Genomic DNA, 24,240 nt, shown 5'->3' on the forward strand with positions numbered 1-24,240 from the left:
GTAATCAAATGTTTGAAATTAAGGATGTATCCAAACTATATAACGGCGAATTCGCATTAAAGAACATTTCCTTTTCAATGGGAAAAGGATTGAATTTTATAGTCGGCGCTTCAGGTAGCGGCAAAACTACTCTCTTAAAAATTCTCAGCGGTATGGAACAAGATTTTGACGGCGAGGCTTACTATTGCGGTAAGAGCATTAAAAAATTAACCTCCCATGAAAAAGGCTATTATTACAACAATATTTTCGGATTTGTTTGGCAGGATTTTAATTTGCTAGAAGATTTTTCGGTCTTAGACAATGTGTTGCTGCCACAGTATTTAAAAAATAAGCAAAATCAAACGCAAGCTGAAGCGATTTTAAAGGACCTCAAAATAGTTGACCTTGCCCATCAAAAAGTGAAATATCTTTCTGGTGGTCAAAAACAGCGTGTTGCCATCGCAAGAGAGCTTATGAAAAATCCAAAGGTTATTATTGCTGACGAGCCGACAAGTGCTTTGGATGAAGTAACCGCCAAAGCAACAATGGATATTCTTAAAGCTATTTCTAAATATAGGACCGTTATAGTTGTAACCCACGATACCAATTTGATTGATAATCATTCAAACGTTTTGAGCCTGGATAAGGGAGAACTGATTGCATCACCACAAGAAATTGTAACTAAAACAGAAAATCTTATATACGATAAGAATCATTCCTTATCTATCAAAAATGCTATTGCACTGACCAAATCGAATGTCAAAAATAAATTCGGGCGATTTTTAGTATCCACCCTTGCTCTAATGATTGCAGGAGTATTTTGTCTTACAACTGTAAGCGGGGCAATCGGCGGCAGCAGTCAAGGCGAGTTTGACAAGTTGATTGATACGTATGGCGAAGGACTTAAAGATATTAGTGTCGTTGGCAGTTTTATGAGTGCAGGGGGAACAGGCGGTAAGCAGGAAGAAAAGCCGAACGCTGATGTAAAGCAAGATATTGGTGGCTTATATGATACATATATAGGCGATAAGCGTGTTGAATTTACTGTCTTTTCACAAGCGTTTAATGATATCAAAGTAACGGTTAGCGGCAAAGACTATAAAGTACAAAGTACAGGCAGTACTCCTTCAATCAATAAGCTGGTAGCGGGAAAAATGCCGACAGGCAAAGTTAACGAGGTTGTTGTCCCGGATGGTTTTGTTAAAACATTGGGACTATCAAACGAGCAAGCCATAGGGAAAGAAATTGATTTTAGCAGCAAGATGTACAATTGGGACACGGGTAAGCCTGTTTTAAGAGACGCGTCCATAACCGCAACCATTGTAGGCGTTGCAGATACGACTGTCTATTATGAATCCAAAGGTCAAATGACAGAGTACAGCGTCAATGACTCTTTCTTCTTCAGCAAGGTCGCACTAGACGATCTGAGAAGGCAAGCAGACATTAAAAGTAACAACATCAATTTTATTATTCGCGCAAAAACTCCTGCTCATATGATTTCGATTAAAGACGAGCTTAATGAGGCAGGCATTGTACCTCTTGGCAGATTTGAGCTTGTTGAAGATATCGTTAGATTAAATGAGCAAACAACTGAACAGTCAGGCACTGCAAGTGTGACCATAGCAATTTTATCGGTCATTATGGTTATTGCTATCTTCCTTATCACAGGTTTAATGAGAAGAAGGGAATTTGCCATTTATAAAGTCAGCGGCTTTCATAATGCTCATTTGAGCGTGCTTAACTTGGCGGAGATGATAACATGTACCATTACGGCAATTCTGTTAATGCTTGTTACATCACCTCTTATCGATTTAGCTACCAAAGGCTTGTTCAGCGCAAGTATTCTTAATTCGAAGATGTTGTTAACGGGCGTGTTGTTGATTGCTTTAGTAGCCGTTGTGGCTTACTTAACGACCGCTTTTACCATCATAAAGACCCATACAACGACAGCATTGAAGACAGGTGACCGATAATGATTAGGATAAATAACCTTACAAAAGGATATGATCATTCACTTGTTTTTGATGATACAAGCTTTACCTTGCCAAGCAAAGGACTTATATGCCTGTTGGGAGCATCAGGCTCTGGTAAAAGCACGCTGCTTAATATGCTTGCAGGCTTTGACAGCCAATACAGCGGTGATATTACGGTTTTGGGTACCTCTATCAGCAACCTGAACGCCGATGAATTGTGTGCGTATCGCAGAGACAATATCGGATTTGTCTTTCAAAACTACCATCTTCTAAGTGGATATACCGTACTAGAAAACATCTTGCTTGCTTGTGAGCTAAATAGTGCAAGTGATGAGGAAAATAAAAAAAATGCTAAAGAACTGTTAAATAAACTGGGATTATCACCAAAGACGGATGAAAAAATCGAAAATCTTTCGGGCGGTCAGAAGCAAAGAGCTGCTATTGCAAGAGCATTAATTAGTAATCCTCGTATTGTGTTGGCTGATGAGCCGACAGGAGCACTAGACCGCAGCAACTCTAACGAAATAATGGAGCTTTTAAAAGAAATTTCAAAAGACCGTTTGGTTATTGTGATTACTCACGATCAAAAGGTTTGTAGCTTTGCAGATGATGTCATTCATATCGAGAACGGAAAAATGATTGCAAAAGAGATTGATACTGGAACAGATCTTACAGGTACTCATAAACTCAGCTTAAATAAGGCTGTCAAAGCATCTGCGTTCAAGCGAGGGCTTAAGAACTTTGGTATTCATATCACACGCTATATGGCTGTCAGCCTGGCCATTTCCATTGGTATTCTTGCATTTATGTTGTCTCTATCTTCGGGCAATATTATGGAGAAGTCTATCTCGGATTTTAAGGATAAGAACACCGCCTTTAACAACGGCTATATCAAAGGTGAGGATGACGGAACCGTTTACGAAATGCTGAATTCCGATGAGCGTATCGAAAATGTTTATTATCAATACAAAATAACGGATGTTACTTTAAGGCTTGGAGATAAGACCGAAGCTATGGCAGAAAAATACCCAATGCCAAAGGCTACTGAAAATATGTCTTACGGAGCTATGCCAAAAGCAGGTCAAAAGGAAATCGCACTTAGTCCGAGTCTTGCTAAAAAATTCCGAAATGATATTAGTAACTTGCTTGGTAAACAACTTACCTTAAACCATGATGAAAGAGAATACACGCTTACGATAAGCGGCATTTATAATGCAGGCTACGATGATTTCTTTGTTAGCTCCGATATTGAACAGGACTTTTATAAAAATAGGGATGGTGATAAGTCCTATTCCATTAGTTACGATGTAAAAGACTTTGAAAATATTGTTTCAGTTAGTCAAATGCTTGCTGACAAAAAAATCGATAGTAAAACTTCAGCCAAAGAAGTAGGAGCTTTGCAAAGTACGTTCAACAGTCTTAGCCGTTTGTTCTTGATCGTCTCTATTCTAATATTAGCCATTGGTTTGTTTATCAGTACAGTACTGCTTATCAAACTTCAAAATTCGAGATATAAGGAATTAGGCCTGCTGTCCGCTTTGGGATTTAATAAAGGAACAATAGGAAAAATGATTGTCAGCGAAAATCTGCTTTTATCAGCAATGTCGGCTATTATTAATGCTGTCCTCGTTGGCTGTACTTATTTAATCAGTATGGTCTTCAATTTAGCCATTATTATTACCCCATTACAAATCTTACTATCCATACTTTCCACAGGCGTTGTTGTTATTCTAATTAGCATAATAGCCACCTACAAGTTAATCCGTACAGAGCCTGCTGCAGCGCTGAGAAAGTAATGTATCCTAATAAAACTTTTCACAACTGTCGAACGTCTAACATTAGAGAGTACAGTACTAAAACTCAGAAGACAAAGGAGTTTAAAAATGAAAAAGGTATTTTCCATCCTGTTAAGTGCTACTGTGTTAGCGACATCCATCATTCCCAACATTGCTACTGCTGCAAGAATTAGTTATGTCCCCATACATGAAAGTGAAACAGGGGATACATTCAAATATGCTACACCTGTGGATATGTTCACTTCGATCAGTGGTGCAATCAACTCGAACAATGAAGACGTGGATTACTATACTTTGCCGGTGAATGAAAAAACGGATGTTGCCATCACACTTTCCATGTTGGATAAAGATAAAACATCATCTTTGAGACTGGAGCTCTATAACGATCGGCTAGAGATGGTAGGTCGAGCTAAATACGCTTATGAATTTGCCTTTTACGGTAGATCGATGATCCAAGCATTGCTTGAGAAAGGTACGTATTTTATTAAAGTATACGCGGACGCCAATCCGGCGGTTATCGATACGCCTTATAACATCTTAATTGACAACCGTACGACACCGCTCATAACGGAAGGCTCGAGAGAAGTAGAGTTATTACCAGTTAGTTCAGTCGGTTTGAGTGAGAAGGCCATCACAGATCATGTCATTCAAAATAACAAGACGCTAAAGCAGAATTATGAGTGGTTTCAGAAATGGGTTGATGTGTATGAAAGTGACACTTCCAAATATAACGATCCTCAGCTGAAGTATCAATACCACTTAGCACAGGTCAATGCTATCAACGCGTGGAAAGAAACAACTGGTGATCAGCGCATCATCGTGGCAATCATAGACCAAGGTATAGATACTAAGAATTTCGATCTAAAAGCTGCATCAATGGACACCGTAAATATATTGAGCGATTCTGATTCGGTTCCAATAGATCACGGAACGCATACCTCGGGCGTCATTGTTGGTCAACTTAACAATCGTGTTGGAATTAGCGGTATTGCTCCAGGTGTTACATTGATGCCTATAAATGCTTGGGATACTACTGGCAAGGAAAGAACGGAAGAGAGCACTGCCGAGGCAATCCGATATGCGGTCGATCATGGAGCTAGGATTATTTCCATGAGTATTGGAAGCAATGGATTCGCCATAGATAACAACGGAGATTCACAGGTTATCAGAGAAGCTATAGAGTATGCCTTTGACAATAACGTCGTTCTAATTGCAGCCGCAGGAAACTCCAAACAGGAAATTCCAGACTACCCAGCGAATTATCCGGAGGTCATAGCGGTTGGTGCGGTAGATGGCGATGATGAACTATGGGAATATTCAAGTAAAAATACGGATATAGTCGCACCTGGTTATAACGTGTTCTCAACCGGAATCAATGGCAAAAATTTAAATATATCAGGTACATCCATGGCAACGCCGATTGTGGCGGGAGCAGCAGCTCTTATATTATCTAAAAACCCGGATTTGACCAATACTGAAGTATACGAACTTCTATACACATCCGCAGTTGATCTTGGAGACAAGGGGATAGACAGTACTTTTGGAAATGGAAGACTTGATGTTGCTAAAGCCCTCCAATTGACCCCAGAACCGGAGGTCAAAATAAATAGATTTGAAGGCGTGGTAGGAAAATGGTATGAAAATGCGATTATTTCATTTTATGAGCGCAGACTCATAGATGATGCCATTCTTTCAAGTCATTCATTTGATCAGCCGATTACCAAAGGGAAATTCGTAGAACTCGCTTTAAAAGCAGGTATTATAATGGATAAGACCGTTGCGCCCGAGGACAAGCTATTGCGTGGAGAGGCCTTCCAAATGCTATTTGAAGGATATATAGCACTTTACGGAGAACGAGATGTGGTTGATAATGATGCGCTTAAGACTTTAGCCAACCTTAAAATAGTGAATGGTAGAGCTAGCAGCAATGGCAATGTCAGTTACGCTCTAGAGGATCACTTAAGCTATGCGGAATGTATTCAACTCCTATATAATTTTGAACAGTCTAAAAGTCTCTAATCGCTGGATACCGTTCTGGTGCAAGGCACCAGAACGGTTTAGTGATCCAACGTCCATACGCATTTCATGACAATTTGATTCTCGAGTAATTCTGCGGTCAGCTCTCCGTTCATTTTGACCATTAGACTTTTGGCAATTGCTAATCCCAGCCCTGTTCCTTTGCCCGATCGGGAGTGGTCGGCCGTATAAAATCGATCGAACAGAGTGTTCATATCGCTTAGCTTCAAGTGATTAGCTTCGTTGCGGATAGACAATACAACCGTCGATTGATGCTTCTCCATATTGATCCAGATCGGCCCATCGGAATGATTGATCGCATTTGTAATCAAATTCTCGATTACGCGCTTTATGGCAGATTCATCTGCAGTCAAGCGAAGCCTTTCTTCGGTAAGTTGAATAACCGCTTCCCCTTTGCGTTCGTTAAACCTGTCGTAGAATCCCAGTAAGATTTCAGAGACCAGAACGGTCATGTTTACTTTCTCCGTTTTTAACTCGTAATCCATAGATTCGATGACGGATAATTCAAAAAAATCGTTCAGTAATACCTGCAGCCGTTTCGTTCGACTTTTGGCGATCGATATATATTCTTGCCTCTCTTCATCGGTTACCTGATCCGATTCCAAGAGCTGAATATATCCGAGAACGGATGTTAATGGCGTTCGCAGATCGTGAGAAATATGGGAAATACTCTGTTTCAGTTCATGCTCCGTCCGTCTTCTAAGCGCTTTTGCCTCTGCAACCAAATCTATAAGGTTGTTTGTTTCGATTGCCAGTTGTTCAAGATCGCGTTCAAAAAAACGAAGATCGACTTTCTTTTCGGTTAATCCTTGATTGAAAGCATACAGCTGACGATGAACTCGTTTCATTTCTTTCTTCAATAAATACAAACGGATGAGTGCAGTAACAGCTATACCAGCTATAATACTTACAGCCGCAACGATATAGATCAATCCGCCCTCACCCGCTTCTCAAGTTTACTTTATTTCCTTGTGTCGATATACCCATGCACTCAACATTCCGAAACAGACAAATGTAATAATCGGGATTACAATCATACGAAATAACAAGCTGCCATCAGGGGAAACGGTTCCTATATCATACAGCAGCTTAAACACCGTATAACTATAGATCGTTTCAATAAATGAAATATATTTGCCCACTACAGCAAAGAAAATGTCGATGAACAAGAAGAACACCATCGTAAAAGCAATCGTTTTACCGCTTTCCGCCATGAGTGTAGCAATCAGTGTGGCGATCGACGCAAATCCCGCAGCGTAAATAACAAGTAATCCCAACGTTCTCAATACATACAGAGAGGCCGATTCACCGGGCAGCTCCCCGAAACCGGCCAGCAACGTCGCAACGACACCATTGATTACGGGAAACAGCAAGCCAAGAATGACGGACCCCAGTGCGTACACTAGTTGTTTCGCAGCGATAATCCTTCCTCTACTATTGCCGCTGGAGGCGATACTTTTCATCACGCCAGTCGTATATTCGCTAGAAATAAAGAAGCCGGCAAGCACGCACATCCCAATGATCATAATATAATTACCCAAAAGCGCACTTTTCCACATTTCTATCCCAGTAAACGGAGACTCCCCATCCATTCTGCGGTCTATGTATTGAAAGATGGACCAAAATAAAGCGGAGGCCGAGATAATCAATAGGAGTGCACGGAACGACCGATCCTTGCACAGTTTATACCATTCCGATTGGATGAGATTATTCATTCCGCTCACCCCCGATCCGGCTCGTAAAGTAAGCTTCCAAATCCTCGCCCATGGGCATAAATTGTTCGATAATTAGTCCAGCCGTCGATAGCGCCACGGAAACTTTACCAGGTGAATCTACGTATCTGAACAGTTTGATCGTCCCGTCCGGCATTACTTCAAATTCGGAGGTAGCCAACTCTCCTTCAATAACGGCCACCGCCTTCCCGGCATCATCCACCTTTATATGCAGGTAGTGTTGGCATTTCTTATTAAGATCATTAGCCGACAGTTGCTCCAGTAATTCCCCTTTATGAATAATGCCAAAATGGGTGGCCAACAGATGAAGCTCGCTTAAGATATGGCTTGATATTAAAATGGTAATTCCGTTTTCCCGATTGAGCTTTTTGAGGAGCTCCCTCATTTCGACGACCCCCATCGGGTCCAAGCCATTCGTCGGTTCGTCCAGAATCAGAAACTCTGGATCTCCAAGAAGAGCGATAGCGAGTCCTAGGCGCTGTTTCATTCCTAATGAGAAATTTTTCGCTTTCTTCCTGCCCGTGTTTTGCAGGCCGACCAAAGTCAGTGTTTTCTCGATGCACGCTTTGCCCGGGATCCCCCTTAGAAGCCTATGGGTCTCCAAATTTTCTCTAGCCGTCATATTCGGATATAAAGCCGGACTTTCAATGATCGAGCCAATTCGTTTTCTCGCCTCGCTCAGATCCTGAGCATCCTTCTTGCCGAACAATTCAATGGAACCGTCCGTCGGAAAAGCCAACCCGCTAATGATACGGATCAACGTCGATTTGCCCGCACCGTTCTGTCCGATAAATCCGTAAATTGCACCTTTTTTGATGGACATGTTCACTCGATTAAGCGCATAGTCCGTTTTGTAGACCTTAGTTAAATGATTGGACTTCAGTACATATTCACTCATCGTCTCACTGCCTCTCTCTGGGATAGCTTCATTATCGGAGGCAAGACATAAGCGATCATAAAGGGATTATTAAGAAAACCTTAAGTTGTTATTTGAGCCGGTACCCCATCCCCCATAACGTTTCGATATAATCCTCCTCTGGATTTGCATTGGATAGTTTGCTTCGCAAATTGCTGATATGGACGTTAATCGTATTGTCATCTCCCACAAAGGTATCCTCCCATACACTCTCAAATATATTCGCCTTAGAGAATACTTTTTTCGGATAGGACATGAAAAGCTCGAGAATAGCAAATTCTCTTGCCGTTAGCATCACTTCTGATTGGTTGATCGTTACGGTCTTTGAATCCTTGTTTAAACTAATGTCTTTATACTGGATTCGATCGCTGGGAGCCATGCTGGTAAAACGCCTGAACCTTCGTAAATGGGAACCGATTCTAGCCGACACTTCTTCGATATCGAACGGCTTCGTTATATAATCATCCGCGCCGATGCGCAGGGTGGCCACTTTCGTCTGCTGCTCTTCTTTAGCTGAAATGACGATAACAGGCGTCGAACTCTTTTCGTTTATTGTTACAAGAAGCTCTTCTCCCGGCAGACCAGGAAGCATCAAATCAAGCAGCACCATATCCCATTCCTGTCTTTCCAGGTAGATCATAGCTTCCGTTCCGGAATAGGCGGGCTGAGGAGAATAACCGCTTTTCTTTAAGATTTTGCACAGCAGTTGGTTGATGTCATTATCGTCTTCAACCACTAATATGTGTGTGGTTCTATCCAACATTCACACCTACTATCTGTAATAATTTAGAAAGATGCTTTCGACAAGAAACGTTAAAAGCCCTTTTGAAACGATAAGCACAAACTGATCATAAGTTTAATTTCCTATATAATCAACCCCACTTCCTTGTAATGCTCCGTTCATCCTCCGTTCATATTGCAACTGTATACTCATAGTGCAACAGAGAAAAGGAGGCACAATAATGAATATGGCATGGAAAGAAATCAAGAAGAGTAAAGCGAAGTTTGTTATTTTAGGCTCAATCATTTTTTTAGTTAGTTTTTTAACCTTTATTATATCGGGACTCGCCAATGGTTTATCACAAGATAATGCAGCTTTAATCAAGGATCTACCTTCTGGTCATTTCTATATGAATGAACAAGCCAATGAAACCTATACTCTTTCCAAAATAGATCCAAGTGTCCAAGAGAACATCTTACAAGAACATAAGGATGCAGTTGCACTTTCCATTCAGATGGGATTTGTGAACGATGCGGAGGACAGGCAGCATGCAGTTGCTTTTGTGACTTCAACCGAATCTAAACTGTTCGAGAACGTGAATCCAGGAGAAATTGTCTTAGATCGTTCCTTAGAGAAAGATGGCATTCGAGTAGGAGATGTATTGACGAACAATCAGTTCAGCGGTGAATTTAAAGTCATCGGATTTGCGGACCAGAAGAAATACAGCCACTCACCCGTTGCTTTTATCCATATGGATAACTATAAAGAAATTTACCGTGTGAACACGAAGCAATTGCTTTTCATCCCAGGGCAGGATCAACCACAGTCTATTGACGGATTACAATCTTTTTCAAATAATCAGTTTCTGAACACCATTGCGAGCTATAGTGCAGAACAAATGTCCCTTAATATGATTATTTGGTTCTTAGTCGCCATTAGTGGTATGTTGTTTGCGATTTTCTTCTATATGATGAATGTGCAGAAGATCGGACTATACGGGATCTTGAAAGCAATTGGTGTAAAAACAAGTACATTATTCCGTATGATGTGGGTTCAAATGTTCTTCATCACCGCAATCGCCCTTGTATTATCCATTGCACTCAGTCAGGGCTTTAATATGATCGCACCACAAGGCATGCCTTTTAGTCTAACGATTGAGACAACCATTCAATTGTCGATCCTATTCTTAATCATTGGATTTGTCGGTGCAACACTTTCTGGTCTTCAAATTCGAAAAATTGAGCCGCTACAAGCCATACAGCAAGGAGATAACTAATATGACTACCTTCACAATACAAGACGTCAGAAAAACATTTACAAATGGCGAAGTCAACGAACAAGTATTAAACGGGATCAATCTTTCCCAACAACAAGGAGAAATAACGGCTCTCGTAGGTGCTTCAGGATCTGGCAAAAGCACGCTTCTTACGATCGCAGCAGGTCTTCAGCGTGCATCTGGTGGACAAGTCATTTTCGAGGGAAAGAACATGACCGACATGACGCAAGAAGAGATTCGCAAAATACGCGCCAGTCAGTTCGGATTTATTTTTCAATCATCTCATCTAGTGCCCTTCCTTACCGTAGAAGATCAGCTCATGCTGATGCTTAATGTGTCAGAGACAAAAATGAGTAAACGCGCGCAAAAAGAAGAAGTCATGAAGATACTCAAATTGGTCGGAATGGATCATCGCAAAGACGCCTATCCAGCCTCATTGTCGGGTGGGGAGAAACAGCGGGTTGCGATTGGTCGTGCCATCATCCACAAGCCAAAAATGCTATTTGCTGATGAGCCCACTGCAAGTCTTGACTCCACAAGATCCAAGGATGTCATGACACTCATCCGTAATTTGACGAAAGAATTAAACATTACAACCTTACTCGTGACGCATGATGAAGAAATGCTCTCTTATGCAGACCATGTTATCACGATGAAAGATGGATTGATTATTAAATAACGAAGAAGCACCTTCATTCTGAGGGTGCTTCTTTCTAAGTTAGGGTAACTTAGGATCTGCAAGTTTTTCCAGTATCGCTATGCTTCATCAGGTGTTGTCAATTCATGTCGAATCATGTAGATTTATATGGAACAAATACAATATTGAGGCGCATGCCTCCGACACATCAACTTTTAGTCTGATCGTCAAAATATGTAAATGATAATATATTTTTTCTATACAGGAGAGACATCTTATGCAACGCATTCCTTTTAGTAACACTTTGACAATCGGTTTCATGCTTTTCGCCTTGTTCTTCGGAGCGGGAAATCTGGTATTCCCGGCGATGATGGGCCAAAATGCCGGAGATCAGTATTGGCAAGCCAGTCTGGGCTTCCTGATCACGGGCGTCGGCCTGCCCTTGCTTGGAACGTTGGCGCTTGGATTTTCCGGCTCGAAAAATTTGCTCGCATTGACCAGTCGCGTGCACCCTTGGTTTGCCTTCGGCTACACAACATTGCTTTACTTAACGATCGGGCCGTTGTTTGCCATGCCAAGAACCGGCAGTGTTTCGTACGAAATCGGTATTAAGCCCTATATCGAAACGGGGCATGGTCCGTTAGGATTGGTGGTCTTCACTGTATTATTTTTCGGGGTGACCTTGCTCCTTTCCATTAATCCGGCAAGAATGGTTGATATTGTAGGAAAAATACTGACACCCCTATTAATCGCCTGCATCGCATTGTTAGCCATAACATCCGTTACTAATCCGCTAGGCGTGCCTCAAGAACCGAAATCTGGTTATGCCTCCCAAGTCTTCTTTAACGGATTTCAAGAGGGGTATTTGACTATGGATGCGCTCGCGGCATTCGTATTCGGCATTATCGTCATAAACGCTATTCGAGCGAAAGGGGTCACCGATCGTAAAAGCATTCTGTTCATCTGCTTCCAGGCGGCCTTGATTGCAGCTGCAATGCTCGCTGTTATTTACACATCCCTGACTTATATCGGAGCAATCAGCGTATCCGCCTTCGGTATTCTGGCCAATGGCGGTGAAGTGTTGAACTTGGTGACCAGCCATTATTTCGGCACGTTCGGAAGATTTATACTCGGCATCACTGTGCTGCTTGCCTGTCTGACCACAAGTATAGGCCTGACCACCGCTTGCAGCAGTTATTTTCACAAGATCATTCCGGGCATGTCGTATAAGAGTATCTGCATCGTCTTGAGTGTTGTCAGCGCCTTGCTGGCCAATATCGGTCTAGAGCAATTAATCCATTTTTCCGTGCCTGTTCTGACGATATTATACCCGCTGGCTATCGTGCTCATCTTATTGACATTCTTGCATAATTTGTTTAAAGGTAAGCGCGCCGTATACAGGGTTAGCCTGCTGCTGACTTTTCTCGTCAGCCTGGTCGACGGCCTTGAAGATACTCCACTCGGTATAGAGCAGCTCCACGACTTCTTTAACCAGTACTTACCTTTGTATAATATCGGATTGGGCTGGCTGATTCCTACCTGTGCGGGAGTGCTGATTGGGCTTCTGCTACCGGAGCGACAGAAGGGACGACAATCTCCCGGTCTCTTGGAAGACTGAAGTTGCGAGTACGCCGCTCGACCGCTTTTGACAACAGCGCCTTATCACATGCAATGTGTTTAGAAAATAAAGGTAGACAGCCATTTGGCTCATCTACCTTTATTTACACATGTTCTAAAAAATCTAATATTGTCCTTTAATTACAAAAAACGAGCCCCGAATTGTTCCGGCTAGTTTAGACTTCTGCCTCGCGAACTTAAATTTCGCTTCTAACTCCTTTGGTACCTCCATCCCCTCAGAAAGCTTAAAACCAACGGCCCGCTTCTTAGGATCAACAACCGTATACATGACATTGAGCGCAAGACCATCCTCATAAAAGACGTAGGTAAATTGAATATTTTCCACTTGAAAACGCGATGTTTCTAAAGGTTTGGCAGCAAACTCAATGTCACGTTCTTTCAAAATTCGGTTCACATAATCAAGGCTCTCCTGACTTTCACTAGCTGGTACAACCATAAATTCATGCTTGTATTTGTTCATAAAGTAACGGGCTTCATTTGCACGTAAACCAGCAAGCGCTTCTACTACAGGTGAAGATTCTAACCCAACTGTAGACACATTTTTAAAATCAACGATATACGACATTTCCATCCCTCGTTTTCTCTCACAATTTTCTAAAAACAAAAATTTTGTCTTCTTCTCTACCAAATATTATACCAAAATTGATTCATTATAAACGTTCACGTTTTGGAAATGATACGGTTCACCGCGCTGTCTGTAACGGCAAGTTTAAAGGTCATCCTTTTCAGGTGGCCCTTTTTTTGATCTCGCTATCTCAATCGTCTCAAATCTACTGTCATATATATAAGCTATCATTTCAAACTTATCCGTATTTCCCATTATTACCTCTCCAATCTGACTTAATAAAATCCTGAATACAACAATAGTAATGATATTCTATCGAAGCATTAGCATTTAGTCCACATTCTTATTAGTGCTAAAAAAACTTGCCCTTATTTGTGATACGGTTCACCGTATCATCTCTAAAGAGAAATTACTGGTTGAGCTTTTCACCATCTCACTATAACAGCAAATTTAGTGATTCAAGGTTTTATTTCACTTTTTCGATTATAATAAAGTATGAAATAAAGAGGAGGAGACTTATGGCCATACCCTCGGTAGTTTCAAAATTATACATATTGTGCATTAAACAAGAAGAAGAATAGATAAGGAGTACATTTAATGCCGAGTAATAAACCACAACGAAGTACGTTTCATAAAAGATTAGAACACATGGTTGAGGTCTTACGGGGGAATATCATAACGGGGAAATATGCGATTGGAGATCTTCTGCCTTCTAACGCTGATCTAGTTAAGCAATACGGCTTGAGCAAGAATTCTATTCGCAAAGGCTTAGACATGTTAAGTCAGGAAAACTTAATTGTACGGGTTCCTAAAGTAGGAGCAAAAGTAGCTAGCCCCCAAGATTCGGCTGTCATCACGATTAAGATGGGTTGCTACAACCAGATGGATCGGCAAGCGGAGCTAAACGAGATTCTTGATGCTTTTCATGCTCTATATCCACATATTAGAGTTCAAACTCTGATGCTTCCGTATGATCAGTACTCTAAAAATGTTATGGAATATATCGACAATGATTGGTTAGATGTCATAATGATAAATCATAGTGATTTTGATTTTTTTCGCGATGAAGTTAAATCTAAATTATTGGATGAGCTTGAACCAAGTCCTGGACTATATAGTTTTGTTGCAAATGCATTTAATTATAATGATCGTCTGCTTGCATTGCCGTTCATTTTTTCACCAATTGTACTGTGTTATAATAAAGAGCATTTTGCCAATAGTGATATTATAGAGCCGAACAGTAGCTGGACATGGGACGATTTAATGAAGGTTGCTACCAAACTAAATGAAAATAGTGGGAACTATGGATTCTACTACCATATGCGATCGAGTAATAGATGGCCTGTGATGCTATTACAGAATGGATTTAAATTAGGGGAAGTCGGAGAGTATGGAGATTCTGCAAAGATGAGCTTTGTGAAAAGTATGGAATTATGTCGAAAGTTGATTGTCAATCAACCTTATTCACCACTACATTTCTCAGAAAGTGATTCTGATGTGGAAGAGCTCTTTATGCGCGGTAAAGTATCAATGATTATATCTACTTATTTCAGTTTGAATAAATTAAGAAATTCTAATGTTGCCTATGATGTAGCACCACTTCCCTCGATTCAAGAACCTAAGACAATACTATTAATCACAGGCTTAGCGATTAATGCAAAGTCAAAGGTGAAGAATGCAGCTAGATCACTACTGGATTTCATGATATCGTATCAAGCACAATTGATGATTCGAAAGCAAACCATTTCTATTCCAAGTTTAGCAAGGGCGGCTGAATGGGTCGGGACAGAAACAATAAATCGACCATCTCGCTACCATATGTATCGTGAGATTATTCCGACGTTTAGGTTTATGAACGAATTAAATCTTCACAACGAAGATTTAATCCGAATTCGGAAGGAATTAATGCTATTCTGGGCTGGTATGGAAGATGCCGATACGTTTTATAGTCGCTTAGCGGATCTATTCGAAAACAAAGGTAATGTGCATGCGTAATACATGGAGAGAGCGGATTCTCTATTTTTTTTGCTGTGTAATCATAACCTCTTCTTGATCATATCTAGGCTGATTATAAACTTATTTTTGGTGTTGTAATATAACATATGATCATGATATGATCATGATGACATTGAGATATGGTCAATATGATCATATCTTAGTTATTTTTTTTGTTGCAAGCGTTTTCTAATAGCTATACGGCTCAAATACAAAATGGGAGATGAGGATGATTATGATTAGAAAATCATGGAACAAGGTAGTGGCAATAATGTTGATCACTGCATTAGTAGTGACCATGGTACCCGGGGCATTTTCTGGGGAGAACGTATATGCTAGTGACTATGAAGTTATTCCAATTGAAGTCTTCAATGCGGATATTGAAGGTAGCGTAACCAATGGAAGACCAGAAGGTTGGAAATATTGGTCTAGCGGTGCGGCGACAGGATTGTCTGTGAGTGAGGCTGTATATCAATCAGGCAAACAAAGCTTGAAGCTTGATGTCGTGAAACAAAATGTAGGCGTACAGAGCACGCCGTTTGTTGTAGAAGCGGGACAGTTAATCCGGGCGAACGCAAGTGCTTATGTTGAGGAATTTAGCACCACTAATGCGAGTGGCGGAGTGGAAATGTGGATCCGCTACTATAAGACAAACGTAATCACTGAATCTAATAGGATACTCAGTGATGCAAAGTTTAAAACAGTTGCAGCAAATGTGGTCACAGAACAATGGTTTGATATAGGTGGCGAAGCTACAGTGCCGGCTGAAGCGAATTATGCCATCGTGTTTCTCTATGTACATCGGGATAACACTTTCCTAGGTTATTATGATGATATTGTAGTAGAGAAGCTTATTGGGTCTACAGTGCCCCCTGATGAGCCGAATAATGGATTTGAACTACCTGCTATTGGGGGTAAGATACCAGGATGGACTGTTAGTCCAAGTCCATTAGGAGCGAATACAAGTGTAACATTAAGTCAGGAGCAGGCAGCATCTGGTCAGACCAGCCTCAAAATTATTGATGATAATGATACCACGGCTGTTTCCGTTAATAGCTATTATATAGAAGTAGAAGCTGGAAAGACCTATGCTGCTTCTACCAAGCTATACATTGGTAACGGATCAGGGAGAATTTTTATTAAATATTATAATGAATTAAATAAGGAGGTCGGTTCTAATAGTCAAGGATCCGAGACTCCAAAGAATAGTTGGAACTTGATTCGTACAGAAGGAAAAGCCCCGGGAACTGCGGTGAAGGCACGTATTCTTCTCTATTCAGGTCTTGCTACTAAGGATGTTGAGGCTTATTACGATGATGTCACATTCGAAGAAATTTCAGTTCTTACCATGCCTTATGAGTTTGGTGCTCCCGTTTCCCTTGGGGATGCAACGGTGGTTGCCAAAACTAATAACGGGGCAATTGGTAATGGTGAGATCTATTTCGGAGTGCACGGATCACCTGCTCAATTCTACGTGTTGGATGCATTAAGCGGAGACGTCAAGTTCAGTGCACCGATACCTTCCACAGACGTCATATGGGCTGTAACAGTCGGATCGGACGGTAACGCATACGTAGCAGGAACTAAGACAGGAATATTGTACCGCTACAATAGAATCGAGAAAAAGTTGGAGGCCCTTGGTGAAAATCCATCCAACAAGTGGATATGGGATCTGGATGCCAGCTCTGATGGTAAAATATACGGGTCTACATACCCGAATTCCAAGGCGTTTGTCTATGACATTGCAACAAAAGAGTACACGGATTATGGAACACTCAAAGAAGGTCAAGAATACGTTCGTGGTTCGGGAGTGAATGACAAATACTTCTACGCAGGTATCTCTACGACGGGTTATCTGATCCGAATTGATAGGGAGACAGGAGTTGCGACAGAGATCGAAACTCCCATTACAGGAATTCGAGCTGGGATCTCAGGTATCTTGTCTTTCGGAAACAAGCTTTACATTACACACGGTACCTCACTGCTTATATTGAATGAAGAAGTTGACAAAACCACTTACAGTACGGTAAAGCACATAAAGTATGAAGATGAAGATGCGTCCGATGGTAAGATTTCTCCACCATCTCCGCATGATGCCAATATCATGTATTACCGCAATCAGCATACATCTGAACTATGGACATACGACATCGAACAGAATGTGACAGCACCTGTTCTACCTAAAGTTGTCCTTCCTGAAAAGTCTCTTAAGGCTTTGGATTGGGTTGAGATGACAGAGGGGCCGAATGCGGGTCGGAAAGTCCTTGTTATGCTGACGAACGAGGTAGATCATGCGGTCTTCGATCCAATCGCTCACATATTGGAGAAGACTCAGCCAGAAGTAGCAAAAATCGGAATCGAAATCAATTCCATGAAATTAGGACCCGATGGTAAGCTTTATATGGGTGGTTTCCAGGGGGCAATGAGCATCTATGACACGAATAAAGGGTACTTCGAGAAACAGGAAAAGGAACCTCACCAGATTTCAGGAATGGGATTCTTGAATAACAAAGTGTATTTCGGACTTTATGGAGGCGCTACTATATGGCGCTACGATCTTGCCAAGCCCTACGATTTGGGAGTTAATCCAGGATTTTTTCATGACATTCCAGAAGGACAGAGCAGAACGTTTACGTTTACAAGCGGAGAGAATAAATTGTTTGTAGGTTCGGTCGCGGACTACCAGCAGCTCGGGGGCGCTTTAACGGTGTATGATGAGCCTTCAAACAGCTGGAACACATATCGTAATGTTGTACAAAATCAAAGTGTCATTGGTTTAACTTATAAGCAAGGAAAAGTATACGGAGGTACGTCGATATGGGGCGGACTTGGAATTGACCCTTCAGAAACGGTTGCCAAGATGTTCGAGTGGGATGTAGCAACTGCGACTAAAACCGCTGAGCTTGTTCCAGATGTCCCTGGTTTTACACCTCAGATGATTGGCGAGCTTAGTATTGGACCCGATGGTAATCTGTACGGAGCCATGTGGGGGCAATCAGTTGGAGCAAGCAGCTCATTTGCATTGTTCGTTATGGATCCAATTACTAAAGAGATATTAAGGAGCAAAGTGTTACCAACTGGTGAGAAAGCTAGTAATTGGCGACCATTCTTCCTGTATTGGGGTCCAGACGGTCTGCTGTATACGACGCTCGGCCGTCAGTTAATCGTATTTGATCCAGTCACCCTAGCTTACAACAAATTAGTTAGTCCTTTAGTGCATGTAATGGCGCTTGGACCCGATGGCAGTGTTTACTATAAGAATGGAGCGCAAATGATGAAGATACCCGTTAGGATGAGCGAAGCTATTCTAACTGCGGAATCATCAACAATCGAGGTGGGAAAGGCGACTGATTTAACAGTTTCCCTTAAGCTAGTTAACGGGTTAACCGGTAATGCTGATGGCACCCAGGTCAGTTATACAGTTAGCGACCCGTCAGTTGCAAAAGTGGAGAATGATACATTAGTTGGATTAAAAGCAGGTACAGTCTTGGTAACTGCGGCAGTAATACAGGATGCAGTAGTTAAAACTTCGGAGGCTATTGAAATTACAGTAGCACCACTACCGCAAACCCCAATTATTACAGTAGATCAAACTGAATTAACCAATACGGACATAATAGTAACGATTCAATTCGAAAGTAATGATAATCTAAAGCTTTATCGCATAGGTGGTGCAGATTGGCAGTCCTATAACGGACCTTTCTCAGTCGGTACAAATGGAATCATCGAAGCAAAAGCTGTAAGTGCTCTGGGATCAGAGTCGGAAATAGCAAGCTTCGAAATCACTAACATCGATAAAGTAGCACCAACGGCGATTGTTAATTTAAGTAGAAATGTAATTAATGAAAATAATCATAAGATGTTTGAAATTACTGCGGATGTAGTAAATGCAGATGATCAACCTGGTGTGAATATGGTCGTTCTTACTTCCATTACAAGTAACGAGGCTGATAATGGCTTAGGTGATGGAGATACAGAAAATGATATTCAGAATGCGTCCTACGGAGCAACTGATTTCAGCTTCGATTTACGCGGCGAAAGATCCGGGAAGGGAAATGGGAGAGTCTACACGGTTACTTATACAATTACGGACAAAGCAGGCAATGTAACGATTGCCACAGCTATTGTTACGGTTCCTACGGGATCGAGCAAATAATGGAATGAATAATAGTGGAATTATCATGAATTGAAAAGTTAGTTAACAATAGGGTGGGCATCGTCCCACTCTATTAAATTTTGTGATTAACTATAGTTGCAATACCCCGCAACCCAAGGTTGCCACCATCCAATTTGGCTAAAAGCCATACGGTTCACCGCGCTGTCTTTAACGGCAAGTTTTCAGGCAACAAAGCGTGTATATCCTTTTCTAAGCTACTCTAACATCTTTTTCTTTGTTGCTGTAAGTCCTTATCAGACAGACTGATTTACCTCTAATAAAAAACCTCGGTTCGTATAATCTTATACGACCCGAGGCTTCATGTCCCCAAAAAATTAAAAGGGCGATTCGTTGTGATTTAATTAGCTCCTTTTGGTGCCGTTGGATTTTTCTCAACAGAAACGATTTCCCCGGTTTTGGCGTTTACAAATGCGATGTAAATATCGCTCTTATAGCCGTGATCTTTACCTGCCTTTACTTTCCGCTTTGCTTCGATGATTTCGTCGTCGGAAAGCTTATCCATTTCTGAATCTGAAAAGGTTACAAAATAAAACGTTCCTTCCATGTCTACTCGGGTGCCCAAATCACAGGAAATTTTAAAGCCATTTAATGGAACCTTAAATTTTTCTTGAATCGCTTTCTCCGCAATCACAACCGCTTCCTTTACGTTCACTGGCGCATCTTCGAATTGTGCAATTTCGGGCTGCTGATGTTTACCGATGACCTGTACCTTTTGAGCATCGTCCAATGAAGAAGCAAATGTCGTCATAACGCCGTTTCCTGCAATCAAAGCGGTTGCTACTCCTACAGTCAGTGCTGCTGTGATAATCTTTTTTCTCATCTTTCATTACCTCCAATATTTTTGGTATTTCGTAGCTACAAACCAAGTATAATGGGGCCGCGTTATGAACTAATCTTCAAGTTGTAATGGAGTTGTAAAATAAACAGAGACCCTTGTATATTCATTTTCTTTTGAATCGATTTGTAGGTTTGCATGATGGAGATGGGCAATCTGATTGCAGATGGATAAGCCAAGCCCAATCCCACCCAGTTCTTTTGAACGGGATCGGTCTACTACATAAAACGCTTCTGTAATTTTCTCAATGTCCTTCTCAGGTATGCCTCTTCCATAATCCAACACTTCAAGCACAACGCCTTCGTCGTAATGGTAACTTCTCATTTGGATCTCCCCCCCGAACGAGGAAGCTTTTATGCTGTTTTCTACTAAATTAATGAACAAGGATTGTAATAGTTCTTGGTCTCCATAGACTTCGTCGGCCGAGCACTCCATTCTTATCGTCATTTGCTTCGCCTCTAGATGAAGCCGCTCCATGTTTACCACATATGAAAACAGCTTCTCGATATGAACAGGCTCTAAGGCAACCTCTTCACTCTTCAAATATAACAATTGCATCATTTTTCCTGAGAGGACGTCCAGCCGCGCAATATGCTCATGAATGTACTGGACCGCCATTTTCCTTTCTTCCTCATTATAATTGGCATGATTCAAAAACTCGCTATATCCCTTTATAGCCGTAATGGGTGTTTTAAGTTCATGAGTGAGGTTGTTGATGAATATTTCTTTGTCTTCACTCGCCTTTTTGATCGTTTCAATATGATTGGAAACAGCATCAACCATCCTGTTAAAATCTTGTGCTAATTCCCCGAATTCGTCGTTCCCTCTCACTTTCACTCGTTGATCATACGCTCCTGCGGCAATCGCCTTTACACCTTTGTTTAACCTGCGAATGGGTGCGGTTAATTGAAATACTAGAAAAATAAGCGCTGCCGATAAAACCAAAGAAACCACAACACTCAATGTAATGAAATACTGTCGCAAAGTAATATAATATTCCTGTAAATAATCAGATTTTCTAGAGATAACGAGTTTTAAATCCTGGAACTCCATTTTCCCGCCGATAAACAGCCATAGCTCATCATTCATCTTTCTGTATACGGATTGGTATGGATCCCCATCCAGTTCTGCCCGATCCCCTACAAATTGGTAGGCATTGGAAAAGATCAATTGATCCGCTTGGTAAACCTCTAAAAGGATATCCTCTTTATAATAATTTGCTGCAAAACTAGCAATTATCGTTTCATAGTTGGTAATGCCAGTACGTTCAGTATATACGCGAAGGATATAGCTTAATGATTTTTCGATGCTCCCGTATACGCTAACGCCTCTTGAGATATCCAACTGTTCGTTTAGTTGGTAACTCTTTTTTAACAGTCCATAAGCTCCAAGGTCGAAGGCGATCAGAAATACAATCAACACACACAGATACGTTTTCTGCCAGAACTTCATCTCTACACCTCTAGCCTGTAACCGTATTTATAAACCGTTTTGATCCGGGTCTCCCAATTTAGTTTCTTTCTCAGCTTCTGAATATGCACGTCAACGGTTCTTGTATCTCCATAAAAATCGAAACCCCATGTTTGCTCAATAATTTTCTCACGGGATAGCGCGATATTTTTATTTTGTACGAGAAGATCCAATAATTGGAATTCCCTATTGGTTATTTCGATTTCTTGTCCATGAACAGTTACCATATGCTTTTCCAAATCTACTATGGTGTCATCCAGCCTAAATTCGTTTGCGGCCTTTTGGTTCCTTCTTAAAACGACATGGATACGAGCGATGAGTTCCACTGCTTCAAAAGGCTTGGCTATATAATCTTCCGCTCCGATCTCCAAGCCATACACTTTATCAGAAACCGTATTTCTTGCAGTTAAGAAGATAACCGGTACGTTGCGTTTCACAATATCCTGCACGATTTCAAAGCCGTCTCTGCCAGGCAGCATCACGTCCAGGATGACTAAATCGATTCGCGTCTCATTTAATGTTTTCAAAATTTGATCTCCACTATACAATTGGACATACTCATGCCCGACCATCTTTAAATTTACGGCAATCAAATCGTTAATTGCCTTCTCATCATCTACAATCAGTATTTTCGCCATAAGAATACACCTCGGTATCATGATAGCAATTCTGTAATAGAAAGTTATCATAGAGTTGTAAAATTCTTTATCCTACAGTCTTACCCCACTGAAGTTCATCCATTCAAAGGAATTTAAATACCCATTATCACAATTTTTACCTTTATTTATGATAAGGCAAAAACTTGCCGTTACTTGTGGTACGGTTCAGCTTAACGGGGCGATCAGCGAAAAATCCGCCTTGATAGGCTGTCAGATCTCTACCACCTCCGTCCTCCCTTTACTAAAATAAAAATCGCCGTCCGATTCCCGACAGGGAACGTGAACAGCGACAATTTTTGAGTCATTACATAAGTGGCAGTTCAAAGCCGATATCACTTTGCAAAGCTAGTAGGCCAATTCCGCCAGCAGCTTGCCAAGCCGGTCAAGGTTCTGTTTATTACCTTCTATGCAGTACGGCTTAGCTTGTTCAAACTCCTCTTTTTTCTTGAAAAGTTGACGGAAGGTGACCCCAGTGCGGCCCTCGAGGCCCTCGAAGGTAGCCGTTACCCGAAATTCGTGGCCGGACAGATGATCAAGCACGACCCGCTCCGGCGGCACGATTTCAACAAAGACGTTATGGTTAGGATAATCCACGCCATTTGGTCCGTGCATGGTGTACCGCCACGTACCTCCCGATCTCATATCGCACTCGTGAAACGTATTCGTAAAGCCTTGCGGCCCCCACCATCGGGCTAACAAATCGGGAGATGTCCAGGCCCGAAACACGAGCTCCCGCGGCACATCATACTCGCGTGTAGCAATAAGTTCATTTTCACCTTTAGTCATGTTCCTACTTCCCTTCTACTACCTTACCCAGTGCGTCCAACATGACGTTTGTACCGTGTTCCCGTACTTCCGGCGTATCGCGTCCGTCAAAGAACACACCTTGCTCCGTGAAAATCAGCTTCGTACCGCCCTCCAACTTGATAAGCTCGACCGTTGTGATCGAGACGGAGATGCGTATGCCGCCCGAATCAAGGGTGTACGTATAGACAATGCGCTGCTCTGGAACAAGCTCCTGGTAGTTGGCGTCGAAGGTAAAGATCGGACCTTCCGGCGGCCCACCGCTGCTGTACTCGCGCCCGCCGACCTGGAAATCGAAGATGTCTGGCTTCGAAAACCACTTGGCTTTGGCAATCGGGTCGGCCCATGCGTGATAAACCCTCTCCGGCGAAGCGGCATAAGTCCGCTCGACGACGAAGGTTCCATGCTTGACGAATCGTTCATTCATTGATTTTCCTCCTTATGTTTGGGAATTCCGCTCTCCTCGGCAAGAAAGTCTCCCAACAGGTCCAAATGTCGCTCCCAACTCATTTGCCGCTCAATGACCGGTTTCTCAAATCCCCTCTTCATCGCTTGCAGAAGGCTCGTGAAATCTTCAACCGTTAATTCTGCCTTGCCCTGCATAAGCTTGGATACATGTCTGAGCTGCTCCAATAGTTTCTGCTGCAGTTTAATCTGTTCTTTGATTTGGTTTATCTGCAGGTTGACGATCTCAAGCGGACTGATCTGCCCGCCAATTAAGGCCGACTTAATCTTCTCAAGCGATAAACCCAGCTCCTTAAGCGATAATATCTGGTGCAATCGCGACAAGTCCAATTCATTGTACAGTCTGTGGCCGGATTCCGTTTGTCCCGACGGAGAGAACAACCCGATTTGATCATAAAACCGCAAGGTTCGTACGGTAAGCCCCGTCAGCTTGGCGAGATCTCCGACCTTCCAATGTCTCTTCATGAACCATCTCCACTCTTTGGCGCTAGCTATGTACCGGTAGCTCTATTATAAAACATTACGTTACGTAAGGTGCAAGCGAAATCCCCTGATTTTGAACAC

General features: G+C 41.8%; 19 protein-coding genes. 8 read left to right on the forward strand and 11 right to left on the reverse strand.

The genetic code is table 11. From position 1 onward, the window contains the following. Window positions 1–8 precede the first annotated feature (8 nt). The 3 genes from AC58QD_RS26055 to AC58QD_RS26065 all read left to right on the forward strand — a co-directional run bounded on the left by AC58QD_RS26055 (window position 9) and on the right by AC58QD_RS26065 (window position 5,767). Complete coding sequence (locus AC58QD_RS26055; RefSeq protein WP_497337956.1) at window positions 9–1,952, forward strand: ATP-binding cassette domain-containing protein; 1,944 nt, start codon at window positions 9–11, stop codon at window positions 1,950–1,952. Next, window positions 1,952–3,748 (forward strand): ABC transporter ATP-binding protein/permease, encoded by a 1,797-nt coding sequence (locus AC58QD_RS26060; protein WP_497337957.1) that lies wholly within the window; start codon window positions 1,952–1,954, stop codon window positions 3,746–3,748. The genes AC58QD_RS26055 and AC58QD_RS26060 overlap by 1 nt, the downstream gene beginning before the upstream one ends. 87 nt (window positions 3,749–3,835) lie before the next feature. Then, window positions 3,836–5,767 (forward strand): S8 family peptidase, encoded by a 1,932-nt coding sequence (locus AC58QD_RS26065; RefSeq protein ID WP_497337958.1) that lies wholly within the window; start codon window positions 3,836–3,838, stop codon window positions 5,765–5,767. Window positions 5,768–5,805: 38 nt separating this feature from the next. Here the strand turns inward: AC58QD_RS26065 and AC58QD_RS26070 are convergent, their stop codons facing one another. The 4 genes from AC58QD_RS26070 to AC58QD_RS26085 form a co-directional block, all read right to left on the reverse strand. Continuing rightward, a complete protein-coding gene (locus AC58QD_RS26070; protein ID WP_497337959.1) occupies window positions 5,806–6,717 on the reverse strand; it encodes a sensor histidine kinase in 912 nt (303 codons plus the stop codon). 24 nt (window positions 6,718–6,741) lie between these two features. After that, window positions 6,742–7,500, reverse strand: a complete 759-nt coding sequence (locus AC58QD_RS26075) for an ABC transporter permease (protein ID WP_497337960.1) — start codon at window positions 7,498–7,500, stop codon at window positions 6,742–6,744. Then, window positions 7,493–8,416 (reverse strand): ABC transporter ATP-binding protein, encoded by a 924-nt coding sequence (locus AC58QD_RS26080; RefSeq protein ID WP_497337961.1) that lies wholly within the window; start codon window positions 8,414–8,416, stop codon window positions 7,493–7,495. The genes AC58QD_RS26075 and AC58QD_RS26080 overlap by 8 nt, the downstream gene beginning before the upstream one ends. Before the next feature lie 88 nt (window positions 8,417–8,504). Next, window positions 8,505–9,197, reverse strand: coding sequence for a response regulator transcription factor (locus AC58QD_RS26085; RefSeq protein ID WP_497337962.1), 693 nt, complete (start codon window positions 9,195–9,197; stop codon window positions 8,505–8,507). A gap of 199 nt (window positions 9,198–9,396) precedes the next feature. On the opposite strand from AC58QD_RS26085, the gene AC58QD_RS26090 reads away from it, so the two are divergent. The 3 genes from AC58QD_RS26090 to brnQ all read left to right on the forward strand — a co-directional run bounded on the left by AC58QD_RS26090 (window position 9,397) and on the right by brnQ (window position 12,686). After that, entirely contained in the window at window positions 9,397–10,431 is a 1,035-nt protein-coding gene (locus AC58QD_RS26090) for an ABC transporter permease (protein ID WP_497337963.1), read from the forward strand. 1 nt (window position 10,432) lies between these two features. Beyond that, entirely contained in the window at window positions 10,433–11,110 is a 678-nt protein-coding gene (locus tag AC58QD_RS26095) for an ABC transporter ATP-binding protein (RefSeq protein ID WP_497337964.1), read from the forward strand. Window positions 11,111–11,345: 235 nt separating this feature from the next. Next, complete coding sequence (gene brnQ / locus AC58QD_RS26100) at window positions 11,346–12,686, forward strand: branched-chain amino acid transport system II carrier protein (RefSeq protein ID WP_497337965.1); 1,341 nt, start codon at window positions 11,346–11,348, stop codon at window positions 12,684–12,686. A gap of 123 nt (window positions 12,687–12,809) precedes the next feature. On the opposite strand, the gene AC58QD_RS26105 is transcribed toward brnQ, so the two are convergent. Beyond that, on the reverse strand, window positions 12,810–13,271 hold the full coding sequence (locus tag AC58QD_RS26105; RefSeq protein ID WP_497337966.1) for a DUF8821 family protein: 462 nt from the start codon (window positions 13,269–13,271) through the stop codon (window positions 12,810–12,812). Window positions 13,272–13,868: 597 nt separating this feature from the next. Here AC58QD_RS26105 and AC58QD_RS26110 point away from each other — a divergent pair. Both AC58QD_RS26110 and AC58QD_RS26115 read left to right on the forward strand, forming a co-directional pair. After that, window positions 13,869–15,266 (forward strand): ABC transporter substrate-binding protein, encoded by a 1,398-nt coding sequence (locus AC58QD_RS26110; protein ID WP_497337967.1) that lies wholly within the window; start codon window positions 13,869–13,871, stop codon window positions 15,264–15,266. A gap of 235 nt (window positions 15,267–15,501) precedes the next feature. After that, window positions 15,502–19,422, forward strand: a complete 3,921-nt coding sequence (locus AC58QD_RS26115) for an NHL repeat-containing protein (RefSeq protein ID WP_497337968.1) — start codon at window positions 15,502–15,504, stop codon at window positions 19,420–19,422. Between the two features lie 358 nt (window positions 19,423–19,780). Here the strand turns inward: AC58QD_RS26115 and AC58QD_RS26120 are convergent, their stop codons facing one another. From AC58QD_RS26120 to AC58QD_RS26145, 6 genes are all read right to left on the reverse strand, one after another. Then, window positions 19,781–20,263 (reverse strand): hypothetical protein, encoded by a 483-nt coding sequence (locus AC58QD_RS26120; protein ID WP_497337969.1) that lies wholly within the window; start codon window positions 20,261–20,263, stop codon window positions 19,781–19,783. 69 nt (window positions 20,264–20,332) lie between these two features. Further along, the gene (locus AC58QD_RS26125) at window positions 20,333–21,730 is read right to left on the reverse strand and encodes a sensor histidine kinase (protein WP_497337970.1); all 1,398 of its coding nucleotides are present in this window, start codon (window positions 21,728–21,730) and stop codon (window positions 20,333–20,335) included. A 2-nt stretch (window positions 21,731–21,732) separates the two neighbouring features. Next, a complete protein-coding gene (locus AC58QD_RS26130) occupies window positions 21,733–22,386 on the reverse strand; it encodes a response regulator transcription factor (protein ID WP_497337971.1) in 654 nt (217 codons plus the stop codon). Between the two features lie 366 nt (window positions 22,387–22,752). Then, window positions 22,753–23,193, reverse strand: coding sequence for an SRPBCC family protein (locus AC58QD_RS26135; protein WP_497337972.1), 441 nt, complete (start codon window positions 23,191–23,193; stop codon window positions 22,753–22,755). 4 nt (window positions 23,194–23,197) lie between these two features. Next, a complete protein-coding gene (locus tag AC58QD_RS26140) occupies window positions 23,198–23,638 on the reverse strand; it encodes an SRPBCC family protein (protein ID WP_497337973.1) in 441 nt (146 codons plus the stop codon). Then, window positions 23,635–24,141, reverse strand: coding sequence for a MerR family transcriptional regulator (locus AC58QD_RS26145; protein ID WP_497337974.1), 507 nt, complete (start codon window positions 24,139–24,141; stop codon window positions 23,635–23,637). The genes AC58QD_RS26140 and AC58QD_RS26145 overlap by 4 nt, the downstream gene beginning before the upstream one ends. Window positions 24,142–24,240: the final 99 nt, after the last annotated feature.

Source organism: Paenibacillus sp. J2R1T-4 (genome assembly GCF_059692235.1).